The sequence below is a fragment of the Streptomyces sp. NRRL S-337 genome (assembly GCF_000720175.1).
GTDB classification, from domain to species: domain Bacteria; phylum Actinomycetota; class Actinomycetes; order Streptomycetales; family Streptomycetaceae; genus Streptomyces; species Streptomyces siderophoricus.
This window is the reverse complement of record NZ_JOIX01000092.1, coordinates 1-26955: the sequence shown is the minus strand read 5'-3', so window position 1 is coordinate 26955 and position 26955 is coordinate 1. Positions and strand designations below refer to the sequence as shown.

The following is a 26955-nucleotide window of genomic DNA, read 5'->3' as shown; positions in this document are numbered from 1 at the left end:
CGGGGCCGGTTGTGTGGACTGCTGTCGCTTTACGTCCACACAACCGGCCCCTCCGGCCCGTCCCCTCCCGTTGGGGGAGTGGGAAGAGGTGGGTGGGGGTGGGCGTTGGGGGTATCAGGGGCTCTCGTGGACGTAAAGCGTCAGCAGTCCACGAACAAGGCCCCGGAGGTCCGTCACCGCACCCACAACAAACCCAGCCCGCCGCAGGCGCAACGGCGAGACGCCCCGCGGCGGGAAAGACAGCTACGTGCGGGGGCACCGCAAAGCGCAACGGCGAGCAACAACCGCGGCGGGACAGACGGGTACGTGGGAGGCACCGCAAAGCGCAACGGCGAGCAACCCCGACGGTGGGAAAGACGGGTACGTGGGGATCAGCCCACTGTGGCGGGGACGAGGCGGGCCAGGCGGTGCGGCAGGGTGCCGTACCAGACGTAGGCCATGACGAGGCCGAAGGCCATGCACAGCACGCCCCCCAGCGCGTCCAGCCAGAAGTGGTTGGCCGTGGAGACGATGACCAGCAGCGTCATGCCGGGGTAGAGAAGCCCCAGCGCCTTGGCCCACAGCGGCTTGGCGAGCAGCGCGATCGTGATGCCGCACCACAGCGACCAGCCGATGTGCATCGACGGCATCGCCGCGTACTGGTTGGACATCGAGGCGAGGTTGCCGGATGCCATCGAGCCCCAGGTGCCGTGGTCGATGAGGGTGTCGATGAAGCCGCCGTCCGGCATCAGCCGGGGCGGCGCCAGCGGGTAGAAGTAGTAGCCGACCAGGGCGACGCCGGTGGTGGCGAAGAGCGCCAGGCGGGCCGCGGCGTACCGGCCCGGGTGCCAGCGGTAGAGCCAGATCAGCACGCCGATCGTCACGATGAAGTGCAGTGTCGCGTAGTAGTAGTTCATCGAGACGATCAGCCAGGTCACCGAGTTCACCGCGTGGTTGACGGTGTGCTCGACGGCGATGCCGAGGGAGTGCTCGGCCTGCCAGATCCAGTCCGCGTTCCGCAGTGCCTTGGCCTTCTGCTCCGGGACCGCGTTGCGGATCATCGAGTAGATCCAGTAGCTGACCGCGATCAGCAGGATCTCGAACCAGAGCCGGGGTGCGCGAGGGGTGCGCAAGCGGGCCAGTCGGCCCTCTTCCACAGGCGGGTCCGCTCGGTCCCCCTTGGGTGGCGGGATGGTCGGCAGGCCGTCCAGAGTCCTCGTCAGCGCATCACCCATAGGCAGACAGTCTGCCAGAAAGGGGTGTGACGCCGATCATCCTTCGGTCGGGTATTCGACCCCTCGTATGGCACTTGAGGGGGACGCCCAGCCCCGCCGTTCTCAGGGGCGAACCCTGAGAGGGGCCTCAGGGCGGACCCTGAGACGGTCCGTCAGGGCGGGCCGAGAAGGTACGTCAGGGCGGGCCGCGAGACGGTCCGTCAGGTGGTCCGCAGCGGCTTGGGGATGCGGGCCGTCTTCGGGACCGAGGCGGTCGAGCCGCGGACCACCAGCTCGGGGTGGAAGACGAACTCGCTGTGCGGCGCGGGGGTGCCGCCGACCTCCTCCAGCAGTGCCCGCACCGCCGCCTGCCCCATGGCCGTCACCGGCTGCCGGATGGTGGTCAGCGGCGGGTCGGTGAAGGCGATCAGCGGGGAGTCGTCGAAGCCGACGACGGAGATGTCGCGCGGCACGTCCAGCCCGCGCTGCCGGGCCGCCCGGATCGCGCCGAGCGCCATCATGTCGCTGGCGCACACGATCGCGGTCGCGCCCCGTTCGATCAGCGCGCTCGCCGCTGCCTGCCCGCCCTCCAGGGTGTAGAGGGAGTGCTGGATGTACGGCTCCGCCTCGGCCGGGCCGATCTGCAGTCGCTCCTGCATGGCGCGGACGAAGCCCTCGATCTTGCGCTGGACGGGCACGAAGCGCTTGGGGCCGAGTGCCAGCCCGATCCGGCGGTGGCCCAGCGCGGCGAGGTGGGTGACGGCCAGGTCCACCGCGGCCCGGTCGTCGGGGGAGACGAACGGCGCCTGCACCTTGTCGGAGAAGCCGTTGATCAGGACGAACGGCACGCCCTGGCCGCGCAGCTGCTCGTAGCGCTGCATGTCGGCGGAGGTGTCGGCGTGCAGCCCGGAGACGAAGATGATGCCGGCCACCCCGCGGTCGACCAGCATCTCGGTCAGCTCGTCCTCCGTGGAGCCGCCCGGGGTCTGCGTGGCGAGGACCGGGGTGTAGCCCTGGCGGGTCAGTGCCTGCCCGATGACCTGGGCGAACGCCGGGAAGATCGGGTTCTCCAGCTCGGGGGTGATCAGCCCGACCAGGCCCGCGCTGCGCTGCCGCAGCCGTACCGGGCGTTCGTAGCCCAGCACGTCGAGGGCGGCCAGCACGGACTGGCGGGTGGTGGCGGAGACGCCGGGCTTCCCGTTGAGAACCCGGCTGACGGTGGCCTCGCTGACACCCGCCTGCGCTGCGATGTCGGCCAGCCGGGCGGTCATGGAGGGGACCTTACCGTCCGGCTGTCGGATTGCCCACCGGGTGCACCTGTCACCGGGTCGCCCACCAGGTGCAGCTGTCACCGGGCAGTGCGGCCGTCGTGCCGTCGATGGCCACCGGGGCGCTGGACAGCAGGGGAGAGCCGGGGAGCGGGATCTCGATCTCGTGGCCGAGGGTGTTCACGGTGCACAGCACGCCGGGGCGGGCGATGGCGAGCACTCCCTCGGGAGCGGGCTGCCAGCTCATCTCGCCGTCGCCCAGGCCCGGCAGCTCCCGTCGCAGGGAGAGCGCGGTGCGGTAGAGCTCCAGGGTGGAGGACGGGTCGCCGGTCTGGGCGGCGACGGTCAGGGCGCGCCAGTCGGCGGGCTGCGGCAGCCAGCTGCCGCCGGTCCCGAAGCCGTACGGCGGGGTCTCGCCGGACCAGGGGAGCGGGACCCGGCAGCCGTCCCGGAAGCCGTCCTGGCCGCTGGTCCCGGAGGCGTGGCCGCGGAAGAACGCGGGGTCCTGCCGTGCCTCGTCGGGCAGGTCGGTGACCTCGGGCAAGCCGAGTTCCTCGCCCTGGTAGAGGTACGCGGAGCCGGGCAGGGCCAGCATCAGCAGGGTGGCGGCGCGGGCCCGGGCGAGGCCGCCGCCGAGGCGGGTGGTGTGCCGGACCACGTCGTGGTTGGAGAGCACCCAGGTCGTGGGGGCGCCGACCGACGTGGTGGCGGCGAGCGAGGCGTCGATGACCCGGCGCAGCGCGTCGGCTCGCCAGGCGGTGTTCAGGAACTGGAAGTTGAACGCCTGGTGCAGTTCGTCGGGGCGGACGTAGAGCGCCAGCCGCTCGGGGGTGGGGGCCCAGGCCTCGGCGACGCCGATCACCTGCCTGCCGTGGTCCGCGCCGTATCCGTCCAGCAGCCGGCGCCAGGCGCGGTGGATGGTGTGCACTCCGTCCTGGTCGAAGAACGGCAGGACCTGGTTGCCGATCAGCTTGGCCTGCTGGCCGTGGCCGATGTCGGGCAGGCCGGGTGCCTTGACCATGCCGTGGGCGACGTCGACGCGGAAGCCGTCCACGCCGAGGTCGAGCCAGAAGCGCAGGATGGCCTCGAATTCGGCGTGCACGTCCGGGTTGTCCCAGTCCAGATCGGGCTGTTCCGGGGCGAAGAGGTGCAGATACCAGTCGCCGCGCTCGGTACGGGTCCAGGCGGGGCCGCCGAAGACCGACTCCCAGTCGTTGGGCGGGAGTTCGCCGTGCGCGCCGCGGCCCGCGCGGAAGACGTACCGCTGCCGGGCGAGCTCGGGGTCCCGGAACCACGGGTGCCGGTCGGAGGTGTGGTTGGGGACGACGTCGACGATCACCCGCAGGCCCAGGTCGTGGGCGGTGCGGATCAGGTCGTCGGCGTCCTGCAGGTCGCCGAAGAGCGGGTCGACGGCGCGGTAGTCGGCGACGTCGTAGCCCCCGTCGGCCTGCGGCGAGGCGTAGAACGGCGTGAGCCAGACGGCGTCCACGCCGAGGTCCTTGAGGTACGGCAGCCGTGCGCGGGCCCCGCGCAGATCGCCGATGCCGTCGCCGTCGCTGTCGGCGAAGGAACGCACGTAGATCTGGTAGATGACGGCGTCGCGCCACCACGCCGGACCTCGGCCCGGTCCGGGCATCTGGGGGGCGGGGCTGGGGGAAGTGAGCTCCTGGGTCATCTGCCGTCCCTGTCGAGGTCAAGAGTCATGAGAGGCGGGGCCGCGAGGCAGGGGGTCTGCCTTCACGGAGTCAACGCTCGGGCGGTCGCCGGGTGACGGTGCCGCAGGCCCCTCCAGGGTCTCTTTCCGGACATCCCGTTGCAATCCCTTCCACAAGTCTTGCAGCAATTTGCCGCAAGGTCTTTCGGTTTGTTTGCAGCGCTGTTACGTTCCTGACCGCCATCTGAGGCATTTCCCTAAGGAGTTCACATGCGGCGTGGCATACGGGGCGCGATAGCCACCGCGCTGGTAGCGGGCCTGGCACTGGCGGCGACGGCGTGCGGCGGGGGTGACGGCGGAGGAAACACGGACAGCGGCGGCGAACTGTCGGGAACCGTTACCTACTGGGACACCTCCAACGACACCGAGAAAGCGACCTACCGCAAGCTTGCCGAGGGTTTCCAGAAGGAACACCCCAAGGTCCACGTCAACTATGTGAACGTCCCCTTCGGCGACGCCAACGCCAAGTTCAAGAACGCCGCCGGCGGCAACTCCGGCGCCCCGGACGTGATGCGCACCGAGGTCGCCTGGACCGCCGACTTCGCCAACCTCGGCTACCTCGCCCCGCTCGACGGCACCCCCGCCCTCGACAAGACCGACGACTACCTCCCGCAGGCCGTCGGCTCCACCAAGTTCAAGGGCAAGACCTACGCCGCACCCCAGGTCATCGACACCCTGGGCCTCTTCTACAACAAGAAGCTCCTCAAGGACGCCGGCGTCGAGGTCCCCAAGTCCTTCGCCGACCTGGCCACCGCCGCCAAGAAGATCAAGGCCAAGACCGGCGCCACCGCCCTCTACCTGCGCGGTGACGACCCCTACTGGTTCCTGCCCTACCTCTACGGCGAGGGCGGCAACATGGTCGACGCCCGCGACAAGATCATCCAGATCGACGACGGCGCCGGCGTCAAGGCGTTCAAGACCCTCAAGGACCTGGTCGACTCCAAGGCCGCCGTCACCGACGCCACCGACGGCCAGGAGAACCAGCTCAAGGCCCTCAAGGACGGCACCGTCGCGATGGCGATCGACGGCCCCTGGGACATCGAAGCGGCCCGCGCCGGCAAGGCCTTCAAGGACAAGGAGAACCTCGGCGTCGCCCCCGTCCCCGCCGGCAGCGCCGCCCAGGGCTCCCCGCAGGGCGGCTGGAACCTCTCCGTCTACGCCGGCAGCAAGAACCTCCGCGCCGCCTACGCCTTCGTCAAGTACATGAGCTCCGCCAAGGTCCAGCAGCAGACCACCGAGCAGCTCAGCCTGCTGCCCACCCGCAAGTCCGTGTACGACGTCCCGGCCGTCAAGAAGAACGAGATGGTCACGTTCTTCAAGCCCGCCGTCGACGGTGCCGTCCAGCGCCCCTGGATCGCCGAGGGCAACTCCCTCTTCGAGCCCATCAAGGTCCAGATGAACAAGGTGCTCACCGGCGCAGCCACGCCCGAGCAGGCCGCCAAGGCGACCGGCGACGCCTACCGGAAGCTGCTCAAGGACTACAAGTGACCGTTGCTGTACGGGTGCGCCGGGCCTTCGGCACCCACTGGTACGCATGGACGATGGTCGCCCCGGTCGTGCTCGTCATCGGGGTGATCATCGGCTACCCGCTGGTCCGCGGCGTCTTCCTCTCGCTCACCGACGCCAACGAGGCCAACGTCGAGCGCAACATCGGCGTCAACCACATCCCCGCCACCTACAAGTTCACCGGCCTGGACAACTACAAGGCGGTGCTCTCCGACGGCGTCTTCTGGGACCGCCTCGGCTGGACCGTCCTGTGGACCGTCGCCTGCGTCGGCTTCACCTTCCTCCTCGGCCTGGCACTGGCCACCATGCTCAACCGGAAGCTGCGCGGCCGCACCTTCTACCGGCTCGCGCTGATCCTGCCCTGGGCCATCCCCGCGTTCATCTCCGTCTTCACCTGGCGGATGCTCTACAACGAGAAGAGCGGCATCCTCAACAAGCTGCTGGCCGGCGGCGGCATCGACGCGGTGCCCTGGCTCAACGACCCCACCTGGGCCAAGATCTCGGTCATCGCCGTCAACGTCTGGCTCGGCGTGCCCTTCATGCTCGTCGCCCTGCTCGGCGGCCTGACCTCCATCCCCGCCGAGCTCTACGAGGCCGCGGAGATGGACGGCGCCAACGCCTGGCAGCGGTTCCGGCACATCACCGTCCCCGGACTGCGCGCCGTCAGCAGCACCGTGATCCTGCTCTCCACCATCTGGACCTTCAACATGTTCCCGGTGATCTTCCTGCTGACCCGGGGCGGCCCCGGCGACGCCACCGAGATCCTGGTGACCTACGCCTACCGGCTCTCCTTCGTCGACAGCCCGCGCAACTTCTCCGAGTCCGCGGCCTGGGGCGTCCTGATCCTGCTGCTGCTCTCCGCCGTCGCGGTCGTCTACCGCCGGGCGCTGCGCAAGCAGGGAGAGGTGTGGTGACCACCGCAATGACCCGCACACCGCGCAACCGACGGAACGAGCGCTCCCGCCTGGCGTCCGCCGGACTGCACACCGGTCTGGCCCTCGCCGCCGTGATCGCCGTCTTCCCGCCCCTCTGGCTGCTGGTGACGTCCTTCAAACCGAAGAACGACGCCTTCTCCACCAGCGTCGTCAGCCACTTCACGCTCGCCAACTACACCCATGTACTGGCCGACACCGAGTTCCTGACCTGGTTCAAGAACTCCGTGGTGATCGTCGGGCTGACCACCGTCCTCGGTGTCTTCATCGCCGCCACCACCGGCTACGCCGTCAGCCGCTTCCGCTTCCCCGGCATGCGCCCGCTGATGTGGCTGCTGCTGATCACCCAGATGTTCCCGGTCGCGGTGCTCATCGTGCCGCTCTACAACCTCATGGCGACCCTGGGCCTGCTGAACCAGCCCGCGGGCCTGGTCATCACCTACCTCACCATCGCCGTCCCGTTCTGCGCCTGGATGATGAAGGGCTTCTTCGACACCATCCCGGTGGAGATCGACGAATCCGGCCGGGTCGACGGCCTCAACCCCTTCGGCACCTTCTGGCGGCTCGTCCTGCCGCTGGCCCGCCCCGGCCTCGCCGTCACCGGCTTCTACACCTTCGTCACCGCCTGGGCCGAGGTCGCCTACGCCTCCGCCTTCATGACCGGCGAGGAGAACCTCACCCTCGCCGGCGGGCTGCAGACCTTCGTCAACCAGTACACCAACGACTGGGGTTCGATGACCGCCGCCGCCGTGATCATCGCCGTTCCGGCCGCACTCGTCTTCGCCTTCGCCCAACGCCACCTCGTCGCCGGCCTCACGGCCGGCACCACCAAGGGATGAGATGACCCTCCAGCACAACGCCGCCCCTGAGCAGGCCACCCCTGCCACCGACTGGTGGCGGGACGCGGTGATCTACCAGGTCTACCCGCGCAGTTTCGCCGACGGCAACGGTGACGGCATGGGCGACCTGGCGGGCATCCGCGCTCGCCTGCCGTATCTGCGGGACCTGGGCGTGGACGCCGTCTGGCTCAGCCCGTTCTACGCCTCGCCGCAGGCCGACGCCGGTTACGACGTCGCCGACTACCGCGCCATCGACCCGATGTTCGGCACCCTCGCCGACGCCGAGGCGGTCATCCGCGACGCCCATGACCTCGGCCTGCGGATCATCGTCGACATCGTCCCCAACCACTGCTCCGACCAGCACGTGTGGTTCCGCCGCGCGCTGGCCGAGGGCCCCGGCTCCACGGCCCGGGACCGCTTCCACTTCCGCAAGGGCCGCGGCGAGAACGGTGAACTGCCGCCCAACGACTGGGAGTCCCTCTTCGGCGGCCCCGCCTGGACCCGGGTCGCCGACGGCGAGTGGTACCTCCACCTCTTCGCCCCCGAACAGCCCGACTTCAACTGGGACCACCCCGCCGTCCAGGACGAGTTCCGCTCCATCCTGCGCTTCTGGCTGGACCTGGGCGTGGACGGCTTCCGGGTCGACGTCGCACACGGCCTGGTCAAGGCCCCCGGCCTGCCCGACATGGGCCACGCCGAGCAGCTCACCCTCCTCGGCAACCAGGCCCTGCCGTTCTTCGACCAGGACGGTGTGCACGCCGTCTACCGCTCGTGGCGCACCGTCCTCGACGAGTACCCCGGCGAGCGGATCGCGGTCGCCGAGGCGTGGACCCCCACCGCCGAACGCACCGCGCTCTACCTCCGCCCCGACGAGCTCCACCAGGCGTTCAACTTCCACTACCTGAACACCGGTTGGGACGCGGACGCGCTGCGCGAGGCGATCGACTCCTCGCTGGACGCGATGCGCCCGGTCGGCGCCCCGACGACCTGGGTACTGTCCAACCACGACGTGGTGCGCCACCGCACCCGGCTCGGCGGCGGCCCGGCCCGGGCCCGTGCCGCCAGCCTGCTGATGCTGGCCCTGCCCGGCTCCGCGTACGTCTACCAGGGCGAGGAACTGGGCCTGCCCGAGGTCACCGACCTGCCCGACGAGGTCCGCCAGGACCCCTCCTTCTTCCGCAACAGCGGCCAGGACGGGCTGCGCGACGGCTGCCGGGTGCCGCTCCCGTGGAGCGGCGACGCACCCCCGTACGGCTTCGGGGCCGGTGGCAGCTGGCTGCCGCAGCCCGCCGACTGGGCCCCGCTGACCGTAGAGGCGCAGACCGGCGACCCGTCCTCCACCCTGGAGCTCTACCGCACCGCGCTCTCCCTGCGGCGCACCCACCCCGGTCTCGGCGCCGGGGACACCGTCGAATGGCTCGACGCCCCCGCCGGCGTCCTGGCCTTCCGCCGCCCCGGCGGCCTGGTCTGCACGGCCAACACGACGGAGGAACCGGTCACCACCCCCGCGTACGGCAGGGTCCTGCTCGCGTCCGGCCCGCTCGCCGCCACCGGACCGGACGACGCCACCGGATCGGACAACGTCTCACTGCCCGCCGACACCACCGTCTGGTGGGCCGAGTGACCCTGACCGGTCCACCGCAGCACCCGCCCCGGCTCTCCGACGTCGCCGCGCAGGCGCACGTCAGCGAGGCGACCGTGAGCCGGGTGCTGAACGGCCGGGCAGGCGTGGCGGCGGGCACCCGGCAGCGGGTGCTCGCCGCGCTGGACGTCCTGGGCCACGAGCGGCCGGTCCGCTTACGGCGCCGCAGCGCGGGCCTGGTCGGACTGGTCATCCCCGAGCTGACCAACCCGATCTTCCCGGCGTTCGCGCAGATCATCGAGCAGGCGCTGGCCGGCCACGGCTACACCCCGGTCCTGTGCACCCAGATGCCGGGCGGCGCCACCGAGGACGAACTGGTCGAGCAACTGGAGGAACGCGGCGTCACCGGCATCGTGTTCCTCTCCGGCCTGCACGCCGACACCCGCGCGGACCCGTCCCGCTACGCCCGCCTGACCGCCCGCGGCGTCCCGTACGTCCTCATCAACGGCTACCACCCGGCGATCGACGCGCCGTTCGTCTCGCCCGACGACGGCGCGGCGGCCCGGATGGCGGTGCGCCACCTGGCCGAGCTGGGACACGAACGCATCGGACTCGCCGTCGGCCCGGTCCGCTACGTCCCCTCCCGCCGCAAGGCCGAGGGTTTCGTGGCGGCGCTGGGGGAGTCGTTCGGCCTGTCGAGGGGGCAGGCCGAACGGCGCGTCCAGCACACGCTGTTCAGCGTCGAGGGCGGCGACGCGGCGGCCGCCACCCTGCTCGACCAGGGCTGCACCGGCATCGTCTGCGGCAGCGACCTGATGGCCCTGGGGGCCGTCCGGGCGGCCCGCCGCCGCGGTCTGGGCGTGCCCGGCGACCTCTCCGTCGTCGGCTTCGACGACTCCCAGCTGATCGCTTTCACCGACCCGCCGCTGACCACGGTCCGCCAGCCGGTGCACGCGATGGCGACCGCGGCCGTCGGCGCCCTGATCGAGGAGATCCACGACCGCGACCGCGGCGAGCGGGACGCCGTCCGCCGCACCGAGTTCGTCTTCCAGCCGGAACTGGTCGTACGGGGATCGACGGGACCGGCCCCGGGTGACTGCTAGCCCTCCTGGGCGGCGTACGACACGAACGCCGCCCAGGCGTGGGCCGGGACGCTGAGCTGGGGGCCGCTCTTGTCCTTGGAGTCGCGGATGTGGACGGTGGTGGGGCAGGCGGCGATTTCTACGCAGTCGCCGGAACTGCCGCTGCTGTAGCTGGACTTGTGCCAGGAGAGGGCGACTTCTACGCAGTCGTCGCCCGAGCTGCCGCTGTAGCTGCTCTTGAACCAGGCCAGTTCGGGAGTGCTGCTCATAGCGCTCCTCCGTCCGGTGGTCAGGCTTTCTCGGCCGCGTACGACACGAACGTCGCCCATGCGTGGGCCGGGACGGCGAGCTGGGGGCCGTCCTTGTCCTTGGAGTCGCGGATGTGGACGGTGGTGGGGCAGGCGGCGATCTCTATGCAGTCGCCGGAGCTGTCGCCGCTGTAGCTGGACTTGTGCCAGGAGAGGGCGATCTCTACGCAGCTGTCGCCGTCGCCACCGCTGTAGCTGCTTTTGAACCAAGCCAGTTCGGGGGTGCTGCTGCTCATAGCGCTCCTCGGATCTGCTTCAGCAGGCTCCGCGAGTCGTCGGGGGTCAAAGCCTGCGAAAGAAGTTTCGCATACCGCATGTGGAGGATGCTGAGCTCTTTCGGGTCGGAGATGAACAGCCCGCCGCGCTGCCCTTCGCAGTAGCCGAACCATTCGTTGTCCGGGGTCTCCAGCAGCTGCATCGGCCCATCCAGCCCCACATGCTTCTCTTGTACGAGCGGCATGAGCTGGATGCCCACGTTCCGGAGCTCGGAGAGTTCGAGGATGTGGTCGATGACCTGCCTGGTGACCTCCGTCCCGCCCGTGCGGCGCAGGAACAGATGCTCTTCGAGGATGAACCGGAACGCGGTGTTGGGACGTTCACGCAGCAGGCGTTGGCGCTCGGACCGTGCCGCCCATTGGACGTCGATCTGGTCGTCGTCCTGATGCGGAAGCTGCTCCGTGAACAACGTCCGCGCGTAAGCCTCCGTCTGTAACAGCCCAGGAACCAACCGGCATTCGTACGTATACAGACTGATCGCCTGCTTCTCCAGCTCCGCCCACTCGCGGAACCAGCGGGCCAACCCCGGCTGCTTCGACAGCCGCTTGGCTGCCTTCCGCAGCACGCCGTTCGCGTTCAGCGTCTCTTCCGAGCGGTCGATGAACTTCTTCGACGGGAGGCGCCGGCCCTGCTCGACGGAGCCGATGTAGTGCGCCGAGTACCGGATCGCCGGCGCCAGGGCCTCCTGCGTGAATCCCGCGTTTTCACGGAACCCTTGATAAACGGCGCCGAAGGTCCGCAGACTGCCGGACGGCTCGGGCTTGGCGCTGTCATAGGTGTCGGTGCTGCTGTCTTCCATTCCGGGTACTCCCGATCACTGGTACTGACCCCGCGAGTCACCCATAGTGACGAGCTGTTACCCGACCCGTCCACGTACTCAACTCGTACACTTTCCGAAGTACGAGCTGAGTTTCTGGTGTACGAACCCGCTGACCAGCACCGTTGGCGCCATGTCAGCCCAACCCACCGTCGCCGTACGTATGTTCACCCAGCGTTTCAGCGCCACCCGGCGTGGGGCCCGCCTCGCCCGGTATCTGGCCGTCCAGCAGCTCGACGTCTGGGGCTTTCCCTACGGGGGCGAGGTCTCCGGCTCCGTCGCGCTGATCGTCGGGGAACTCGCCGCCAACGCCGTGACCCATGGCCGCGTGCCCGGCCGGGACTTCGAACTGCGCCTGCTGAAACTGCCCGGATCGGCCCGGCCGGGCACCCTCCGTATCGAGGTCGCCGACACCCGTACGGAGTGCCGCCCGCCGGCCCCCGGCGCCCTCGTGCCGCCGGCGCACGATTCCGAGACCGGCTGGGGGCTGGTCCTCGTCACCGCGCTCGCCACCTGCTGGACCGTCCTCGACCGGCCCGCGGTGGGCAAGATCGTCCGGGCGGATCTGGACCTGCCGGGCAGGTGAGGAGCCGGGGCCGAACGGAGCGGCTCAGACAGCCTCAGACGATGGCCGGGCGCCGGGCGTGGAAGAGGCCCCAGCGCAGCAGGCCCCGGCGGGTGACGTCGGTCCAGAGCGGGAGATTGGCCAGCAGGTCGTCGACGTAGGCCGGGCTGATGCGGTTCCGGAGTTCGGCCGCGCGTCGGCGGACGTCCTCGTCGAGGCGGGCGTAGTGGGTGGCGAGGTCCGGTGTGCGGTCCTCGAAGTCGGCGCCCTTGAGGCCGAGTTCGCGCAGCTGCTTCAGGTAGAAGGCCGGTGTCGCCGGGGTCTGTACGCCGAGCCGGGCGAACGCGGGGCGTACCGCGTCCGCCGGGGGCTCCTCGGGCGCCATGATGTCCGAGAAGACCAGGGCGCCGCCCGGCCGCAGCACGCGTACGGCCTCGCCCAGCGCGCCTTCCCGGTCCTCCACGTGGCAGAGCACCTCCAGGGACCAGACGACGTCGAACCGTCCGTCCTCGTAGGGCAGGTCGTTGAGGGAGCCGGTGACGACCTCGATCAGCTCGTCGAGGCCGCGCTGGGCGTTGGCCGCGCGGTGGCGGCGGTTGTGGGCCTCGCTGAGGTCGAGGGCCACCACCCGGCAGCCGAAGCGTGCGGCGAGCGCGCGGGCCGAACCGCCGTATCCGGAGCCGAGGTCGAGCACGGTGGCGTGCGGGCCGAGCAGGTCGGCGACCTTGTCCGCGGTGTGCTCGACGGTGCGGTGCGAGGCCTCCCCGATCGGTTCGTCGCCCTCGGCGTAGATGCCGACGTGGATGTCCTCGCCGCCCCAGACGGCGTCGTAGAAGGCGTCGACGTCGCCGGTCTCGTAGTAGCGGCGGGTCGCGTCGTCGTGGTCCGGACTGCCGCCGGTGTCGTGCGCAGGATCGTCGATCATGCGGGGTGACTTCCCCGTGCGCGAAGAACTGACGCGGTATGTGCGGCGGTACGGGTGACAATGCGCCACTTCGACGCCACTTCAGTGCCACTTCAACAGGGGATGGGGCCGGTCCGGCGGGCCGGGCGCGTAGGGCCCGTTGGGGTGGGCCTCCGGCCGGCCGGACCGGCTGTGCCAGCAACGTAACACCCTTGCAATGTCTTGCGTAAGGTCTTGCAACGCTGGATCGTCGCCGATAGAACCATGAGCCATGTCCTCCACCGCACGGGCCTTTACTGCACGGTCCTCCACCGCACGTCGGCCCGGCCGGCGCCTGGCCGCCGTCCTCGTCCTCGCCCTCGGCGCCGCCGGCCTCCTCACCGCGCCGACCGTGCAGCCGGCCCACGCCGCCCCGCCGTCCGCCCCGCAACCGGCCCTGGCGCAGTGGATCGACCGCGACACCGTGGTCTGGAAGGGCGCCGAACGGACCGACGCCCAGCTGGAGTTCGGGACCGGACGCCGCGCAGGGGCGGCCGACCGGCGCCTCCGGCTGACCCCCGGCACCCTCACCCCCGCCGAACGGGCCGCCTTCCCGCATCTGTCCGGCTATCCGGCCTTCACCGCCGACCCCCGCGACCGCGGCCTCGCCCGTACGGCGCTGCGCGGACGCCTGGTCGCCACCCAGCGCACCGCGGACGGCCGGCGCGCCACAACCGGCGTGCAGATACCCGGAGTTCTCGACGACCTCTACGGCACGCGGGCCCGGCACGCCGCACTCGGGCCGGTCTTCCACTACGGCCGCCCCACCCTCTCCGTATGGGCACCCACCGCCCGCACCGTCGCCCTGGAACTCGACGGCCGTACGGTCGCGATGCGGCGCGACGACCGCAGCGGCGTCTGGCGCGTCCAGGGGCAGCGCGACTGGGCCGGGAAGCCGTACCGCTACCTCGTCACCGTCTGGGCTCCCACGGTCGGCAGGACCGTCACCAACAAGGTCACCGACCCCTACTCCACCGCCCTGACCGCCGACTCCGCCCGCAGCCTGGTCGTCGACCTCGACGACCCGCGGCTCGCCCCCAAGGGCTGGGCCGGCCTGCGCAAGCCCGCCGCGGTGCCGCTGCGCCGGGCCCGCATCCAGGAACTGCACCTCCGCGACTTCTCCGTCGAGGACCGCACCTCCCGCCACCCGGGCCAGTACCTCGCCTTCACCGACCGCCGCTCCGACGGCATGCGGCATCTGAAATCCCTTGCAGCCGCTGGAACTTCTTACGTTCACTTGCTGCCGGCCTTTGACGGCGCCACCGTCCCCGAAAAGCGTGCCGACCAGGACCGCCCCCGCTGCGACCTCGCCTCCTACGCGCCGGACTCCGAGAGCCAGCAGGAGTGCGTGACCAGGTCCGCCGCCCACGACGCGTACAACTGGGGCTACGACCCGCTGCACTACACCGTGCCCGAGGGCTCGTACGCCTCCGACCCCGAGGGCCCGGCCCGCACCGTCGAATTCCGCCGCATGGTGCAGGGCCTCAACGGCATCGGCCTGCGCACCGTCATGGACGTCGTCTACAACCACACCGCCGCCGCCGGCCAGGACCCGCACGCGGTCCTCGACCGCATCGTCCCCGGCTACTACCAGCGGCTGCTCGACGACGGCTCGGTCGCCACCTCCACCTGCTGTTCGGGCACCGCGCCCGAACACACCATGATGGGCAAGCTCGTCGTGGACTCGGTCGTCACCTGGGCCAAGGAGTACAAGGTCGACGGCTTCCGCTTCGACCTCATGGGACACCACCCGAAGGCCAACATCCTGGCGGTCCGCAAGGCCCTCGACGCGCTCACCCCGGCCCGGGACGGCGTGGACGGCAAGAAGATCATCCTCTACGGCGAGGGATGGAACTTCGGCGAGGCCGCGAACGACGCCCGCTTCGTCCAGGCCACCCAGCGGAACATGGCCGGCACCGGCATCGCCACCTTCAACGACCGGGCCCGGGACGCGGTGCGCGGCGGCGGCCCCTTCGACGCCGATCCCCGCGTCCAGGGCTTCGGCTCGGGCCTCTTCACGGCCCCCAATTCCTCACCGGCGAACGGCGATCCGGCCGCCCAGCGCGCCCGGCTCCTGCACTACCAGGACCTCCTCAAGGTCGGCCTCACCGGCAACCTCGCCGACTACACCTTCACCGACACCGACGGCCACCGCGTCAAGGGCGCGCAGGTCGACTACAACGGTGCCCCGGCCGGATACGCCGCCACCCCCGGCGATGCGCTCGCCTACTCTGACGCGCACGACAACGAAACCCTTTACGACGCCCTCGCCTACAAGCTTCCGCAAGGAACCAGCCCCACCGACCGCGCCCGTCTGCAAGTTCTTGCACTCGCCACCGCGGCCCTTTCGCAAGGCCCCGCGCTCTCCCAGGCCGGTTCGGACCTGCTCCGTTCCAAGTCCCTGGACCGCAACTCCTTCGACAGCGGTGACTGGTTCAACGCCCTGCACTGGGACTGCGCCGACGGCAACGGCTTCGGCCGCGGGCTGCCGCCGGCCGCCGACAACAAGGACAAGTGGCCCTACGCCAAGCCCCTGCTGGCCGATCCGGCCCTTCGCCCCGACTGCACGACCATCCGCGGCGCCTCGGCCGCCTACCGCGACCTGCTCCGCATCCACGCCACGGAGCCGGCCTTCGGCCTGTCCACCGCCGCCGCGGTCCAGTCGCAGCTCTCCTTCCCCCTCTCCGGGAAGGACGAGACGCCGGGCGTGCTCACCATGCGCCTCGCCAACCTGGTGATCGTCTTCAACGCCACGCCGCGGGACCAGCACCAGACCGTCGCCGCCCTGGCCGGACACCCCTACGCGCTGCACCCCGTCCAGGCCCACGGCGCGGACCGCACCACCGCCACCGCCTCGTACGCCGAGGCCACCGGCACCTTCACGGTGCCGCCCTACACGGTCGCGGTCTTCCACCGCCGCTGAGCCCGCACCGCTGAGCCCGGGCCGACCGGCTAACCACCCATCCGCTTCTCAAGGAGGGTGACGGCGTACGGACTTCCGCCGCCATCCTCCTTGAACGGCTGCTCCCCGACGACCGTGTACCCGGCACCCTCGTAGTACGCCCGCAGCCGCGGATTGGACGAGAGGCAGTCCAGCCGCGCCCAGGTGCGGCCGGCCTCAGCGATCCGCCGCTCCGCATGCGCCAGCATCGCCCGCCCGGTGCCGGCCGGCGCCCGCTCCCGGTCCACCATCAGCCGGTGCACATACCCCGCTTCCGGCGGCTGCGGCCCCCAGGCGGGCTTGTCCGTCCACCACAGCTCGAAGCCGCCCGCTATCCGCCCGCCGGCCTCCGCGAGCCAGACCTCGCCCTCCTTCATCCGCAGCCGGAAGTGCTCCGCGCTCTTCCCTCCCGGCTTCCACTGCTCGATGCCGGACCGCTGCATCCACCGTGCCGCCGCGTCGTACAGGTCGACGAGGACCTGCGGGTCGCCGTCGTCGGCGAGCCGGAAAGTGATCTTGTCCATGCGCGGAATTGTGCCGTAGCGACAAATTTCTCGTCCCAGCCGCCCTCAGAGGCCGGCGCTGCGAATAAGAGGGTGATGCCTCGCCGAGGTGTCGCTTCGCACCTGGATGATGCGGTCCTCCCGCCGTGGAGGGCCGTCGGAAAGGAACGAACGTGATCCCCACGCGTACCAGCCGCCTCGCCGCACTCGCCGCGCTGCCGGCCGCCCTGGCCCTCACGGTCGGCGCCGCCTCCCCGGCCGCCGCCGCCGACGGGGCCTACCAGATCAACCTGGCACAGCTGAACAACTCCGGTTCCAAGGGCGTCGCGATGCTCAGCCTCAAGGGCAACCAGCTGACGGTGAAGATCGAGTCCGAGGGGCTGGTCCCTGGGCAGCCGCACGCCCAGCACCTCCACGGCTCCACCGACGGGCACGACTTCCACTGCCCCGACCCGAGCGCCGACACCAACGGCGACGGCGTCATCAACAACACCGAAGCCACGGTCCAGTACGGGAACATCAACATCTCGCTGACCACCCGGGGCTCCACCGACGCCAAGAGCGGCCTCGCCGTGGACCGGATGCCGATGGCCGACGCCCAGGGCAAGCTCTCCTACGAGCGCACCCTCACTGTCTCCCAGGACGTCGTCGACCACATCAAGGACCTGCACATCGTGCAGCACGGCATCGACCGCAACGGCAACAACACGTACGACTTCGACGGCGCGGGCAAGAGCGAACTCGACCCGAAACTCCCCCAGGAGGCCACCGCCCCCACCAACTGCGGTGAGGTCCAGGGCGCCGCGGTCGGCTCCATCCCGGTCGGCGGGGTCGAGACCGGGACCGGGCCTGTGGACCCGCCCGCCGGTAAGAGCGTGCCCCTCGCGCTGCTGGGCGCCGGCGCAACCGCCGTGGCGGCGGCGACCGGCACCCTGGTCCTGCTGCGCCGCCGCCGGGCCCAACTCGCCCCGGTGCGCGGCGAGAACGGCGGGGCCGCCGCATGAGCGCCCCCAGGGCCGCCGTGACCACCGGGCGCCGCAGCCGCCGGGCCGTCGGCGGTCTGCTCGCCGCCGCGGTGGCCGCCGTGCTCGTCGCCGGGTGCGGAGGACAGGACGCCGCGGCGCCGCGCTCGCTCCCCGCCGAGCAACCGGGCCAGGGCGGTCACGCCGCCCACGACGAGGCGTCCGCCGCGACGGACGGACCGGGCGCCGCCGCCGCGAGCATGCCGACGTCCGCCCCCGTACGGCTCTCCATCCCCGCACTGAAGGTGTCCTCCACGCTGGAGACGCTGGGGCAGCACCCGGACGGGACGATGGAGACCCCGCGCGATCCGGCCAAGGCGGGCTGGTACCGGCCCGGCCCGACGCCGGGCGCCCGAGGACCGGCCGTCATCGCCGGCCATGTCACCTGGAACGGCACCCCGTCGGTGTTCCGGAAACTGTCGTCCATGAAGCGCGGGGACACCATCGAGGTCGCCCGGAAGGACGGCAGCACGGCGAAGTTCACCGTCGACCGCGTCGCCCAGTACCCGAAGAACAAGTTCCCCACCGTGGAGGTCTACCAGAACCTCGACCACGCGGGCCTCCGCCTGATCACCTGCGGCGGCGACTACGACCAGGGCAAGCACTACTACCCGGACAACGTGGTGGTGTTCGCCAGCCTCACCGGCAAGGCATAGACCTCGTCCGCCGGCCGGCCCGGGGGCCGGTCGGCGGCGCACACACCTAGGCCGGCTGCGGCAGCGCCGTCAAGCGGCCCACCAGGTCCGCGAACATCCCGTCTGCCGGTTCGTCCGCCAGGATGCGGCGGACGATCCCGGCCATGCGGGCGTCGTACGCCGCGCTCACCGCCGCCAGCGCGGCGAAATCGTGGACGAGCTGGCGTTCCAGCTCGGCGCGGGGGACCCGGCGGCCGTCCAGCCAGAGGAGGGCGGTGGTCTCGGCCAGCGAGATCCACGAGCGCACCACCAACTCCAGCCGCGGCGGCGGGTCGGGGACGGCGAGGTGCGCGAGGATCTGGTCGTACGCGGCCTGGCGGACGCCGTCGATCAGGGCACCGGTACGGGTCGAGCCGATCGCCGGGCCGCCGCGCATCAACGCGGAGAAGCCGGGGCCGTGCTCGTCGACGAAGTCGAAGAAGCGCTCCATGACCCGCAACAGACGGGCCCCGAGCGGACCGTCGTGCGGCTCCACGAAGCGGGTGGTCAGCTCGTCCGCGGCCCGCCGCAGCGCGGCCTCGTACAGCTGCTGCTTGCCCGGGAAGTAGTGGTAGACCAGCGGCCGCGAGATGCCGGCCGCCTCGGCGATCTCGTCGATCGACACGTCCTCGGGCGCGCGGTGGCTGAACAGGCCGAGGGCGACCGCGATCAGCTGATCGCGCCGCTCCTCGACGCCCATCCTGCGCCGCGCCCCGGTCGTCATGCGGACCACACTAACGACCCGGGGCGCGACGCGGAATCACAGATCGAGCACCAGCCGTTCCCCGCCCCGCGCCCGGGAGACGCAGATCAGCAGCGAGTCGTCGCGCTCGGCGTCCGTCAGCAGCTCGTCGCGGTGGTCCACCTCGCCGGCCAGCACCCGCTGCCGGCAGGTGCCGCAGAACCCCTGCTCACAGGAGTACGGCAGATCCGGCAGCGCCTGGTCGCGGACCGCCCGCAGGACGCTGGTCCCCGCGGGCACCGTGACCGTACGGCCGGTGCGGCGCAGCTCCACCTCGAACGGCAGCTCCGCGCCGGCCGCCGCGGGAGCGGCCGGGGTGAAGCGTTCGGTGTGCAGGGTGAGGCCGTCCGGGCCGCCGGGCAGCAGGGCGGCGACCGCGTCCATCAGGGGCTGCGGGCCGCAGCAGTGGACCGCCGCGTGCGACGGCGCACCGGCGAGCACCGCGGCCAGGTCCGGCCGGCCGTCCTCGTCCTCGGCGACCACCGTGACCCGGTCCGGCCCGGCCCCCGCCAGCTTCTCGACCTCCGCCAGGAACGGCATCGAGGCCCGGGACCGCCCGCCGTACAGCAGCCGCCACGGCACCCCCTCCCGTTCGGCCTGGCGGACCATCGGCAGGATCGGGGTGATGCCGATGCCGCCGGCGATGAAGACGTAGGCGTGGCTCTCGGTGAGGGGGAAGCGGTTGCGGGGGCCGCGGACCTCCACCTCCGTGCCCTCGTGCAGCTGCTCGTGGACCTCGCGCGAGCCGCCCCGGCCGTCCTCGACGAGCCGGACGGCGATGGTGTACGCACCCGGTATCGCGGGATCCCCGCACAGCGAGTACTGGCGGACCACGCCGGACGGCAGCACGACGTCCACGTGCGCGCCCGGTTCCCAGGCGGGCAGATCGGCGCCCTCCAGGCGGAGGCGGAGCACGCCCTCGGCCTCCGTCGTCCGCTCCACGACCGTCAGCCGCCGCGCCTTCGCGCGTACCCCGGTCCGGCCGCGGCCGGAGACGGGCTCGGCCAGGGCCGGCAGCGGCCACAGCGGCGAGGCCCGCACGCGTCGGCGCAGCGCCCGCCGGGCGACCAGGGCCGCCGCACCCACCGCGACGACCGTGCCCATGCGCGGCATCTCAGGCACCTCCGGACATACGGGACGCGGCCGCGGTAGCGGCGGGGGAGTGGGCGAGATAGGCCACGGCCCGGGCGGTGTCGCCGTGTTGGGAGGGGTGGTAACCGCGGCTCAGATACTGCGGGATGGAGCGGACCATGGCGCCCGCGGTGGGCAGTACGCCTTCCCGCCCGGCGCGGACGAACTCCCGGAAGGTGGCCCGGCCGTCGGCCAGCGTGGGGTCGTTCTCCAGAAAGAAGCGGGTGCCGCGCTGCCACAGGAAGACCAGCGCGCCGAAGGCCGTGGCCCAGGTGCGGACCCGGCGCCGGTAGCCGCCGTCGAGGTGGACGAACAGGTCGAAGGCGACCGAGCGGTGCTCGACCTCCTCGGCGCCGTGCCAGCGCAGCAGGTCGAGCATGGTCGGATCGGCGCCCCTGGCGTCCAGCGCCTCGGCGCCCAGCACCCAGTCGCCCAGGAAGGCGGTGTAGTGCTCGATGGCGGCGATCAGGGCGACCCGCTCCAGCAGCCACCACCGGCGGGCCCGGCCCGGCGGCAGCGTACGGTCCCCGAGCAGCTTCTCGAAGAGCCAGTCGACCTGGGCGGTGTACGGGGTGGGGTCCAGCCCGTGTTCCTTGAGGTGCGGCAGCACCTCGTCGTGCGCCTGGGAGTGCATCGCCTCCTGGCCGATGAACCCGATTACGTCCGCGCGCAGTTGGGGATCGCGGACGTACGGCAGCGCCTGCTTGTAGACGTGCACGAACCAGCGTTCGCCGGCCGGCAGCAGCAGGTGCAGCACATTGATCGTATGGGTGCTGGCGGGGTCGCCGGGGATCCAGTGCAACGGGGTGTCCGCCCAGTCGAAGGCGACGTTGCGGGCCTTCAGCGGGGTGTGCTCGGACGCGACCGGCTGGGGCCGCAACGAGGCCTTGTTAGACATGGCGTCAATGTACTGGCGGGTAAGGAGTTGTCGATACCCCTCGTACGACGAAAATCGAGCGCCTCTCCCGTCAGCCCACCGCGTCGATCTTCTTGCCGCTGGCCAGCCGGCCGGCCAGCTCCGCGTTGTCGCCCGCCTTCGCCGGCAGCGTCAGGAAACGGCCTGGCGCCTCCCCGCGCACCGCACCGGACGCGGTGATCGACCTGACCCGGTCGCTGCCGGCCGCCAGCAGCCACCACTGGCCGGCCGGAGCCTTCCACAGCACCCCGGCCAGCGCCCGCGGCGCCCGCGGACCGCAGGCCGTACCGCCCTCCGCGCGGGCGGTCACCGCACCGGGGGCGTACGGCTGCCCGTTCGGCGCCGGGGTCTGGACCTGGGCAAGCGTCCGGCTGCCCGCACCCCGCCAGGTCTCCGCCCGGGTGCACAGCCAGGCCGCGACCCCCGCACCGCCCGGCAGCGGCTGCCGGGCGAACTCCCAGGCGTTGACGCTGCGCACGCCCTGACCGCGGACCGCGGCGAGCTCGCAGGCCGTCCGCGCCCAGGCCGTCCTGGCCGCCGGGGCGGTCACCTCACCCGGCCGGCGCGGCCTGCCGTACGTCAGCCGGGCCGGGGTCAGCTCGCCGAGGTCGGTCAGGAGGTGGCCACCGAGCCGCAGGGCCGGCCAGCCGCTGCACCTCTGGTCGGGTCGGGGCACCGGCACCGGACCGGTCAGCCCGTCCGGCCCCAGGGGCACCGGCTGCGCGGCCGCGTCCGGCTTGGCCAGATCGACCAGCGCGGCCTTCCCCTTCACCCACGGGGCGGTCAGATAACGGACATTGCCCTGGGTGCGGCCCACCACCACGGCGCTCGCCGTGCCGTCCGCGGCGCCGTCCGTACGGGCGAAGTCCAGCGCCGCGCCGGTGCCCTCGCCCTGACCCTCGCCGTCCGACGCCTCGGCGTACCGGACCACCCGCAGACCGTCGTGGAAGAGCACCACCACCGCATGGTCCACCACCCCCGCGAACAGCAGCTGCGGCGGGCCCGCCGCGGGGCCGGCCGGGGTGCCGGGCGTGGCCGACACCTGCACCCCCGAGCCGGGACGCGCCCATACGGCCAGCGCGCGGCGCAGCAGGGCCTTGTCGTGGACGCGGTCCCCGCGGGCCGGCCAGGCCGCGAAGTCCTGGCGGGCCGCGTTCTTCCAGGCCGTGGCCGAGGTGACCGTCAACCTGCCCGGATCCAGGGCGGCTTCGGACGCGGCGTTGCGCGCGTACGGCGGGGCGGCCGCGCCGTCCGGACCCCAGCCGTCGCCCGGCAGCCCCAGCAGCGCCCCGCACACCAGGACCGCGGCACCCGCCGCCAGCACCGCCCGACCGTTCTGGCGCCGCCGGAGCAGATCCGTCGGCCGGGCCTGCAGCGCGCACGGGTCGAACTCCGGCGACTCCAGCAGCGAGCGGTCCCGGCTGCCGGCCGGGGTCGCGACCCGCTCCGCCTCGTCCCAGGCCTCCCGCGGCTCGGCCACCCCCGCCGCCTCCAGCACCCGGCGCGCCTCGGGCAGGCTCAGCCGCTCCAGATCACGCAGCACGAACGCGGCCCGGCCGGGTCCGGACAGCGCCGACAGGGCCTGGTCCAGGGCGAGTTCATCGGCGCCGCCCGAACGGGGGAACAGCCGCAGCCCCCACACCTGGGGAAGGAGCGGCGGCGGGGCCGCCAGCCGGCGGGGCGACCGGGCGGCGGCCAGCGCCGCGCGCAACACCCGCATCCGGACGAAGGCGTAGCCCGGGTCGATCGCCGCTTCCGCGCCGGCGCGCTGGCCCGGCAGACCCAGGGCCCGGGTGGAGCTGCGCTGACGCGGCAGGGCCCGCTGCACCACGCCGTGCGCGGCCAGCACCCGGCGGCCGCGGCTCCGGCCGGGCGGCAGGACGAGATAGGCCAGCCGGACCAGCCGGGGGTAGTGCTCGACCAGCGCCGCCTCGGCCTGCTCGACATCGATGACCTCGTCGAGGTCCGCGGGGGTGCCGGAGGGAGTACGGTCCGCACGCGCGGGGGAGGACTGCTGCTGCTTCACGTTCCGTGAAACGAGTGAATCCTGTGATGGTCACCGCTACGGGCACACGCCCCTACGGGTGACCGGGCCCGGGGACGGCCACCGGCCGGCCCCCGGGGACGGGCCGCGCTCAGCGCTCCAGGTCGAACTCGCCGTCCTTCGCGCCCAGCACGAACGCCCGCCACTCCGCCTCGGTGTAGCGCAGCACCACGTCGGGCTCGGTGGAGTTCCGCATGGCCACCGCGCCGCGCTCCAGGAAGGCGATCTCCACCGCTTCCTCGGCGTCGCCGGGCGGGCGCTGCCAGACGGCGTCGGAGATGTCGAGGGCGTAGAGCCACTCCTTCTCTGCTGCGGCACTCATACCGAAAATCCCCTCGCTCGTGGTGCAGTTGCGGGTCAGCGTACGCGGTGGCCGGGCGTGCTTCCAGTGACGGTCCAGTGACGGAACGCGGCCGTCCCGCGGCCCCCGGAACCGGAGTTGGCGGCCGACTGGTGCAGCCCGGCGTCCTGCCGGCCGGCCGCTGCCGGCACGGTCACGGTGGCGATCTCCCGCCAGGTCGCGCCGCCGTCGGCGGAGCAGGCACCGGTGTACGTACCCGAGCGCCCGCTGTCCGGCCCGCGGGTCAGCCGCAGCAGGACGGGCGCGGTGACGCCGGTGAGCCGGCGGTAGGTGTCCAGCCGGCCGTCGCCGTCGGCGTCGTAGGACAGCACGACGCCGTTGGCCGGGGTGAGGGAGAGGTTGAGGAAGCCCAGGGCGGCGTCCGGTGTGTCCGGGCCGGGCGGGGCGAGGCGGTTGCGGACGATCAGGCCGGCCCGGGCCCAGGGGCCGGTCGGGTCCTGGTCCGTGACCTCCACCGTCACCGCCCCGCCCGCCTCCAGGGCGCCCGGCCGGAACAGCGCGCCGAACTCCGCGGTCGACCGCCACAGGTCCGCGCCGGAGCCGTTGATCGCGAAACGGTCGCCGAGCTGCCCGAAGACGGCCGCGTTCGTGGTGACCGTCCGCAGGCCCGCCTCCAGGGGCCCGGCGACGAAGAGCGTGCCGTCCCGGGTGGCCCGGACCCGGGGCTCGCCCCGGGGGCCGTAGTCGGCGGTGAGGCGGTAGGGGAGGGGCTGCAGCGGCGCCTTCGCCGGGCCGGCCGGGGCGGTGATCCGCCAGCGCGCCCGGCCGGTGCCGCCGGGCGGCAGGGACGCCAGGGTGAGGGGCCCGTCGGCGGTGGCCGGCGGCCCGGTCAGCGCGAAGTCGACGCGGCCGGTGGCCCGCAGGCCGTTCTCGTTGCGCAGCGCCGCGGTGAGCGTGGCGCGGCCGCCCGGAGGCAGCGCGGCCGGATCGGCGGCCACCGTGAGCGTGCCCTGGTACGGGGCCGTGGCGAGGACGTCGTGGACCCGCCGGGCGGTGCGGTACGGATCGGCGGTGGGCCGCAGCGGATGGCCCGTCCGCGCCCTGGTCCAGGGCTCCTCCAGGGCGTACCAGTCGAAGGTCTTCGGCGGGCGGTCCGCGGCCAGCGCGTCCGCGAGCTCGTCCAGGTACGCCTGCCACTGCGGGAGGTGGACCTCGGAGATCAGGCCGTGCCAGTCGCGGTTGGCGTAGTTGGCGAGCGCCCCGCCGTCCGCGGTGGCCCGGTCCGCCCAGGTGGTGAGCAACGCCCGGGCCGAATGCTCCAGTTGCGCCTCCTCCTCGGGGCCGGACGCCCTCGCCTTCGCGTCCGCGAGCCAGGGCCCCAGCAGGAAGTGCCGGTGCGCGCCGGCGACCTCGTCGCTCAGCCGCATCAGCCGCAGCCACAGCCCGGACAGCGCCCGGAACGCCGCCCGGTCCCTGCGCCGGTAGGCCTCCTGGAGCTGCCCGATCAATTGCCAGGAACGATTGGCCAGCGCCTGCCGGGCGGCGTCGGTCAGATCGTGGCGGTAGGCGTCGCTGCCGCGCAGCGCGGGCCGGACCGCGAGCAGCGCCGCGAACGCGGCGTCGAACGCCGCCGGGTCGAAGGCCGGGGTGTGGGTGGCATAGGTGGTCCCGGAACGGGCGGCCAGGCTGGGCCGGGCGGCGAAGACGGAGTCGTGCGGCCGGCCGTCCTTGCTGGCGATCTCGTACGCGCTGGTGCGCAGCGCGGCGAACGCGGCCCGGGCGTGCGGATCACGCGCGCCGTAACGGAACGCGGCATAGCCCTCGAACCACGCCGCGCGGTCCACCGGCCGATCCCGCCACGCCAGTTCACTGAACAGCTCGAAGGCGGCCGGATCCCGCTCGGCGGCCTCCGGCATGTAGGCGGTCCCGACCAGCCGGCTGCCCGGCTTGTCCCGCCAGGCCGGGAAGCGCTCCGCCCAGATGTGGGTCTTCGCACCGATCGTGGTGCGCCCGCCGAAGTTGGGGATCGACCCGAAGGCGTACGGCACCCCGCCCCAGTCCCGCTCCCGGTCGGTGACCGTGTCCAGGTCGCCGAGCCCGTCCACGATCAGCATCCGGTCGTGGTCGACGGCGTCCAGCAGGTCCCGGCGCGGGTTGTCCTGCCAGCCGAGGATCACCCAGGTGGCGTCCGGGTGCGCGGTACGCAGCGCCCGCTCGACGGCGCGCGCCGCCTCCGCCACCGGGACGTCACCGGGATCGCCGCCCTCGTGCAGCAGATCCATCTTGAAGTGCTCGGCGGGGCCCAGGAGCAGTTTCTGCTCCCGGTAGAACGCGGCGGCGACCTCGGCGAAAACCCCGGTCCGCGGATCCAGCCAGTCGGGACGCTTCAGCCCCGACCAGGTGCCCTGCGGGACGGTCCGCGCGCCGGGATTCCGGACGGCGAAACCGTCCGGAACGGTGCCGAAGTACCCGGGCAGCACCGGCCGCATCCCCAACTCCCGCAGCCGCCCGGTGATGCGCCGCCCCAACTCGGCCCGTCGGTCCAGCAGTTCGGGGCTCATCGGCCCCCCGTACCCGCTCATGTTCTGCAGCAGCCACCACGGCTGGTGCGAGGGCGCCGGAAGCCAGCGGCGGGCCTCGGCGTCGGAGTACCCGAACCCGGTCAGCAGCCGGTGGTAGACGGCCTCGGTACCCGGCGTGACCAGCACCTCGTTCACGCCGTGCAACGCCAGAACGTCGATCAGCCGCTCCCACCGCGCCCAGTCGGCGTACGGGGCGGTGTACCCGTCGTGGGTGTCGTTCAGCGCGAACCGGTGCGGAACGGCGCTGCTCCGCTCCAGGGGCGAGCGGGGCGCGGGCAACGTGGTGGGCAGCTCGACCTGGTCACCGGCCCAGGACAGATGAGCCCGGCAGGTGTATTTGAGGTACCAGTGAACGCCGGTGAGGAGTGTGGCGGGGGAGGTCCCCGCGACAGTGACCCGGCCGGCCGTCCCGTCGACCCGGAACCGGTCGGCGTGCCCCGCGGCTGCCAGCGGGACCAGCCGGAACTGGTCGGCGTGCTCCGGCAGCAACCGCTCCAGCGCGGCCCGCGCCGGAGCGGTATCGAAGGGTGCGGCCCGTCGCCCACGGTCCGGGGCCCGCCCCGGCGCGGCCCCACCGAGTGTCGCCCCCGCACCGATCGCTCCGGCTGTCCCTAACAACGCACGTCGTGACGGTTGACCCATGGATAAGTATCCCCACGTACTCGGCTGCGGCGCCATGGTGTCCGCCGCGCTGGGGCCGGTTGTGTGGACTGCTGACGCTTTACGTCCACACAACCGGCCCCTCCGGCCCGTCCCCTCCCGTTGAGGGGAGTGTGCGGGTCGGTGGGGGCGTGCGTTGTGCCGCGTACACCTGACGTCGCTGGTCAGCAGGAATAGCTCCACCCGCGTGTCCGGTTGTGGCCCCGCAGGGGGCCTTCGCGACCCTTACGGGTTCTGTTCGACCTTCCCCTACGGGTTCCAAGGGCCCCTGGTTCCCTCAACGCCCACCCCCACCGCCCTCTTCCCCCTCCCCCGACGGGAGGGGACGGGCCGGAGGGGCCGGTGTTTGGGACGTAAAGCGACAGCAGTCCCAAACACCGGCCCCGCAGGCCCGTCACCGCACCCGACACCCAC

General features: G+C 72.2%; 23 protein-coding genes. 9 read left to right on the top strand and 14 right to left on the bottom strand.

Going from position 1 to position 26955, the window contains the following annotated elements:
• Positions 1 to 371: 371 nt before the first annotated feature.
• The 3 genes from IG62_RS0136210 to IG62_RS0136200 form a co-directional block, all read right to left on the bottom strand.
• Positions 372 to 1121, bottom strand: a complete 750-nt coding sequence (locus IG62_RS0136210; protein WP_107053115.1) for a phosphatase PAP2 family protein — start codon at positions 1119 to 1121, stop codon at positions 372 to 374.
• Between the two features lie 293 nt (positions 1122 to 1414).
• On the bottom strand, positions 1415 to 2464 hold the full coding sequence (locus IG62_RS0136205; protein WP_030813742.1) for a LacI family DNA-binding transcriptional regulator: 1050 nt from the start codon (positions 2462 to 2464) through the stop codon (positions 1415 to 1417).
• A gap of 49 nt (positions 2465 to 2513) precedes the next feature.
• Positions 2514 to 4136 carry a glycoside hydrolase family 13 protein gene (locus IG62_RS0136200; RefSeq protein WP_030813740.1) on the bottom strand — a complete coding sequence of 541 codons (1623 nt, stop codon included), beginning with the start codon at positions 4134 to 4136 and terminating at the stop codon, positions 2514 to 2516.
• 249 nt (positions 4137 to 4385) lie between these two features.
• On the opposite strand from IG62_RS0136200, the gene IG62_RS0136195 reads away from it, so the two are divergent.
• The 5 genes from IG62_RS0136195 to IG62_RS0136175 are packed head-to-tail and all read left to right on the top strand — an operon-like array spanning position 4386 to position 10137.
• Positions 4386 to 5663, top strand: a complete 1278-nt coding sequence (locus IG62_RS0136195) for an extracellular solute-binding protein (RefSeq protein ID WP_030813737.1) — start codon at positions 4386 to 4388, stop codon at positions 5661 to 5663.
• 53 nt (positions 5664 to 5716) lie between these two features.
• Positions 5717 to 6595 (top strand): carbohydrate ABC transporter permease, encoded by an 879-nt coding sequence (locus IG62_RS0136190; RefSeq protein ID WP_420711160.1) that lies wholly within the window; start codon positions 5717 to 5719, stop codon positions 6593 to 6595.
• An 8-nt stretch (positions 6596 to 6603) separates the two neighbouring features.
• A complete protein-coding gene (locus tag IG62_RS0136185) occupies positions 6604 to 7452 on the top strand; it encodes a sugar ABC transporter permease (RefSeq protein ID WP_030813732.1) in 849 nt (282 codons plus the stop codon).
• 1 nt (position 7453) lies between these two features.
• Positions 7454 to 9076 (top strand): glycoside hydrolase family 13 protein, encoded by a 1623-nt coding sequence (locus IG62_RS0136180; protein WP_030813729.1) that lies wholly within the window; start codon positions 7454 to 7456, stop codon positions 9074 to 9076.
• Positions 9061 to 10137 (top strand): LacI family DNA-binding transcriptional regulator, encoded by a 1077-nt coding sequence (locus tag IG62_RS0136175; protein ID WP_420711159.1) that lies wholly within the window; start codon positions 9061 to 9063, stop codon positions 10135 to 10137. Before IG62_RS0136180 ends, IG62_RS0136175 begins: the two co-directional genes overlap by 16 nt.
• Here IG62_RS0136175 and IG62_RS0136170 read toward each other — a convergent pair.
• From IG62_RS0136170 to IG62_RS0136160, 3 genes are read right to left on the bottom strand one after another with little or no spacing between them, the layout of a single operon-like run.
• On the bottom strand, positions 10134 to 10385 hold the full coding sequence (locus tag IG62_RS0136170) for a DUF397 domain-containing protein (RefSeq protein ID WP_030813724.1): 252 nt from the start codon (positions 10383 to 10385) through the stop codon (positions 10134 to 10136). The two genes, IG62_RS0136175 and IG62_RS0136170, sit on opposite strands and share 4 nt — an antisense overlap.
• Positions 10386 to 10405: 20 nt before the next feature.
• Positions 10406 to 10660, bottom strand: a complete 255-nt coding sequence (locus IG62_RS0136165; protein ID WP_030813722.1) for a DUF397 domain-containing protein — start codon at positions 10658 to 10660, stop codon at positions 10406 to 10408.
• Complete coding sequence (locus tag IG62_RS0136160; RefSeq protein WP_030813720.1) at positions 10657 to 11499, bottom strand: helix-turn-helix domain-containing protein; 843 nt, start codon at positions 11497 to 11499, stop codon at positions 10657 to 10659. Before IG62_RS0136160 ends, IG62_RS0136165 begins: the two co-directional genes overlap by 4 nt.
• A gap of 151 nt (positions 11500 to 11650) precedes the next feature.
• Between IG62_RS0136160 and IG62_RS0136155 the strand changes: the two genes are divergently transcribed.
• Positions 11651 to 12103, top strand: a complete 453-nt coding sequence (locus tag IG62_RS0136155; protein ID WP_030813718.1) for an ATP-binding protein — start codon at positions 11651 to 11653, stop codon at positions 12101 to 12103.
• 34 nt (positions 12104 to 12137) lie between these two features.
• Here the strand turns inward: IG62_RS0136155 and IG62_RS0136150 are convergent, their stop codons facing one another.
• On the bottom strand, positions 12138 to 13007 hold the full coding sequence (locus IG62_RS0136150) for an SAM-dependent methyltransferase (RefSeq protein WP_030813717.1): 870 nt from the start codon (positions 13005 to 13007) through the stop codon (positions 12138 to 12140).
• 250 nt (positions 13008 to 13257) lie between these two features.
• Between IG62_RS0136150 and pulA the strand changes: the two genes are divergently transcribed.
• Positions 13258 to 15948, top strand: coding sequence for a pullulanase-type alpha-1,6-glucosidase (gene pulA, locus IG62_RS0136145; RefSeq protein WP_078872463.1), 2691 nt, complete (start codon positions 13258 to 13260; stop codon positions 15946 to 15948).
• A gap of 29 nt (positions 15949 to 15977) precedes the next feature.
• On the opposite strand, the gene IG62_RS0136140 is transcribed toward pulA, so the two are convergent.
• Complete coding sequence (locus IG62_RS0136140; RefSeq protein ID WP_030813712.1) at positions 15978 to 16490, bottom strand: GNAT family N-acetyltransferase; 513 nt, start codon at positions 16488 to 16490, stop codon at positions 15978 to 15980.
• Between the two features lie 152 nt (positions 16491 to 16642).
• Between IG62_RS0136140 and IG62_RS0136135 the strand changes: the two genes are divergently transcribed.
• Together IG62_RS0136135 and IG62_RS0136130 are read left to right on the top strand one after the other, a co-directional pair.
• Positions 16643 to 17473 (top strand): hypothetical protein, encoded by an 831-nt coding sequence (locus tag IG62_RS0136135; protein WP_030813709.1) that lies wholly within the window; start codon positions 16643 to 16645, stop codon positions 17471 to 17473.
• Complete coding sequence (locus IG62_RS0136130) at positions 17470 to 18147, top strand: class F sortase (RefSeq protein ID WP_030813706.1); 678 nt, start codon at positions 17470 to 17472, stop codon at positions 18145 to 18147. The genes IG62_RS0136135 and IG62_RS0136130 overlap by 4 nt, the downstream gene beginning before the upstream one ends.
• 46 nt (positions 18148 to 18193) lie before the next feature.
• Here IG62_RS0136130 and IG62_RS0136125 read toward each other — a convergent pair whose 3' ends face one another.
• The 6 genes from IG62_RS0136125 to IG62_RS0136100 all read right to left on the bottom strand — a co-directional run bounded on the left by IG62_RS0136125 (position 18194) and on the right by IG62_RS0136100 (position 26523).
• On the bottom strand, positions 18194 to 18889 hold the full coding sequence (locus IG62_RS0136125) for a TetR/AcrR family transcriptional regulator (protein ID WP_037840198.1): 696 nt from the start codon (positions 18887 to 18889) through the stop codon (positions 18194 to 18196).
• A 36-nt stretch (positions 18890 to 18925) separates the two neighbouring features.
• Positions 18926 to 20020, bottom strand: a complete 1095-nt coding sequence (locus tag IG62_RS0136120) for a PDR/VanB family oxidoreductase (RefSeq protein WP_051799091.1) — start codon at positions 20018 to 20020, stop codon at positions 18926 to 18928.
• A gap of 1 nt (position 20021) precedes the next feature.
• Positions 20022 to 20936, bottom strand: coding sequence for a metal-dependent hydrolase (locus IG62_RS0136115; RefSeq protein ID WP_030813698.1), 915 nt, complete (start codon positions 20934 to 20936; stop codon positions 20022 to 20024).
• Between the two features lie 70 nt (positions 20937 to 21006).
• On the bottom strand, positions 21007 to 22980 hold the full coding sequence (locus IG62_RS0136110; protein ID WP_030813695.1) for a hypothetical protein: 1974 nt from the start codon (positions 22978 to 22980) through the stop codon (positions 21007 to 21009).
• Positions 22981 to 23089: 109 nt separating this feature from the next.
• Entirely contained in the window at positions 23090 to 23320 is a 231-nt protein-coding gene (locus IG62_RS0136105; protein ID WP_030414810.1) for a DUF397 domain-containing protein, read from the bottom strand.
• Between the two features lie 35 nt (positions 23321 to 23355).
• Complete coding sequence (locus IG62_RS0136100) at positions 23356 to 26523, bottom strand: alpha-N-acetylglucosaminidase TIM-barrel domain-containing protein (RefSeq protein WP_030813691.1); 3168 nt, start codon at positions 26521 to 26523, stop codon at positions 23356 to 23358.
• Positions 26524 to 26955 lie beyond the last annotated feature (432 nt).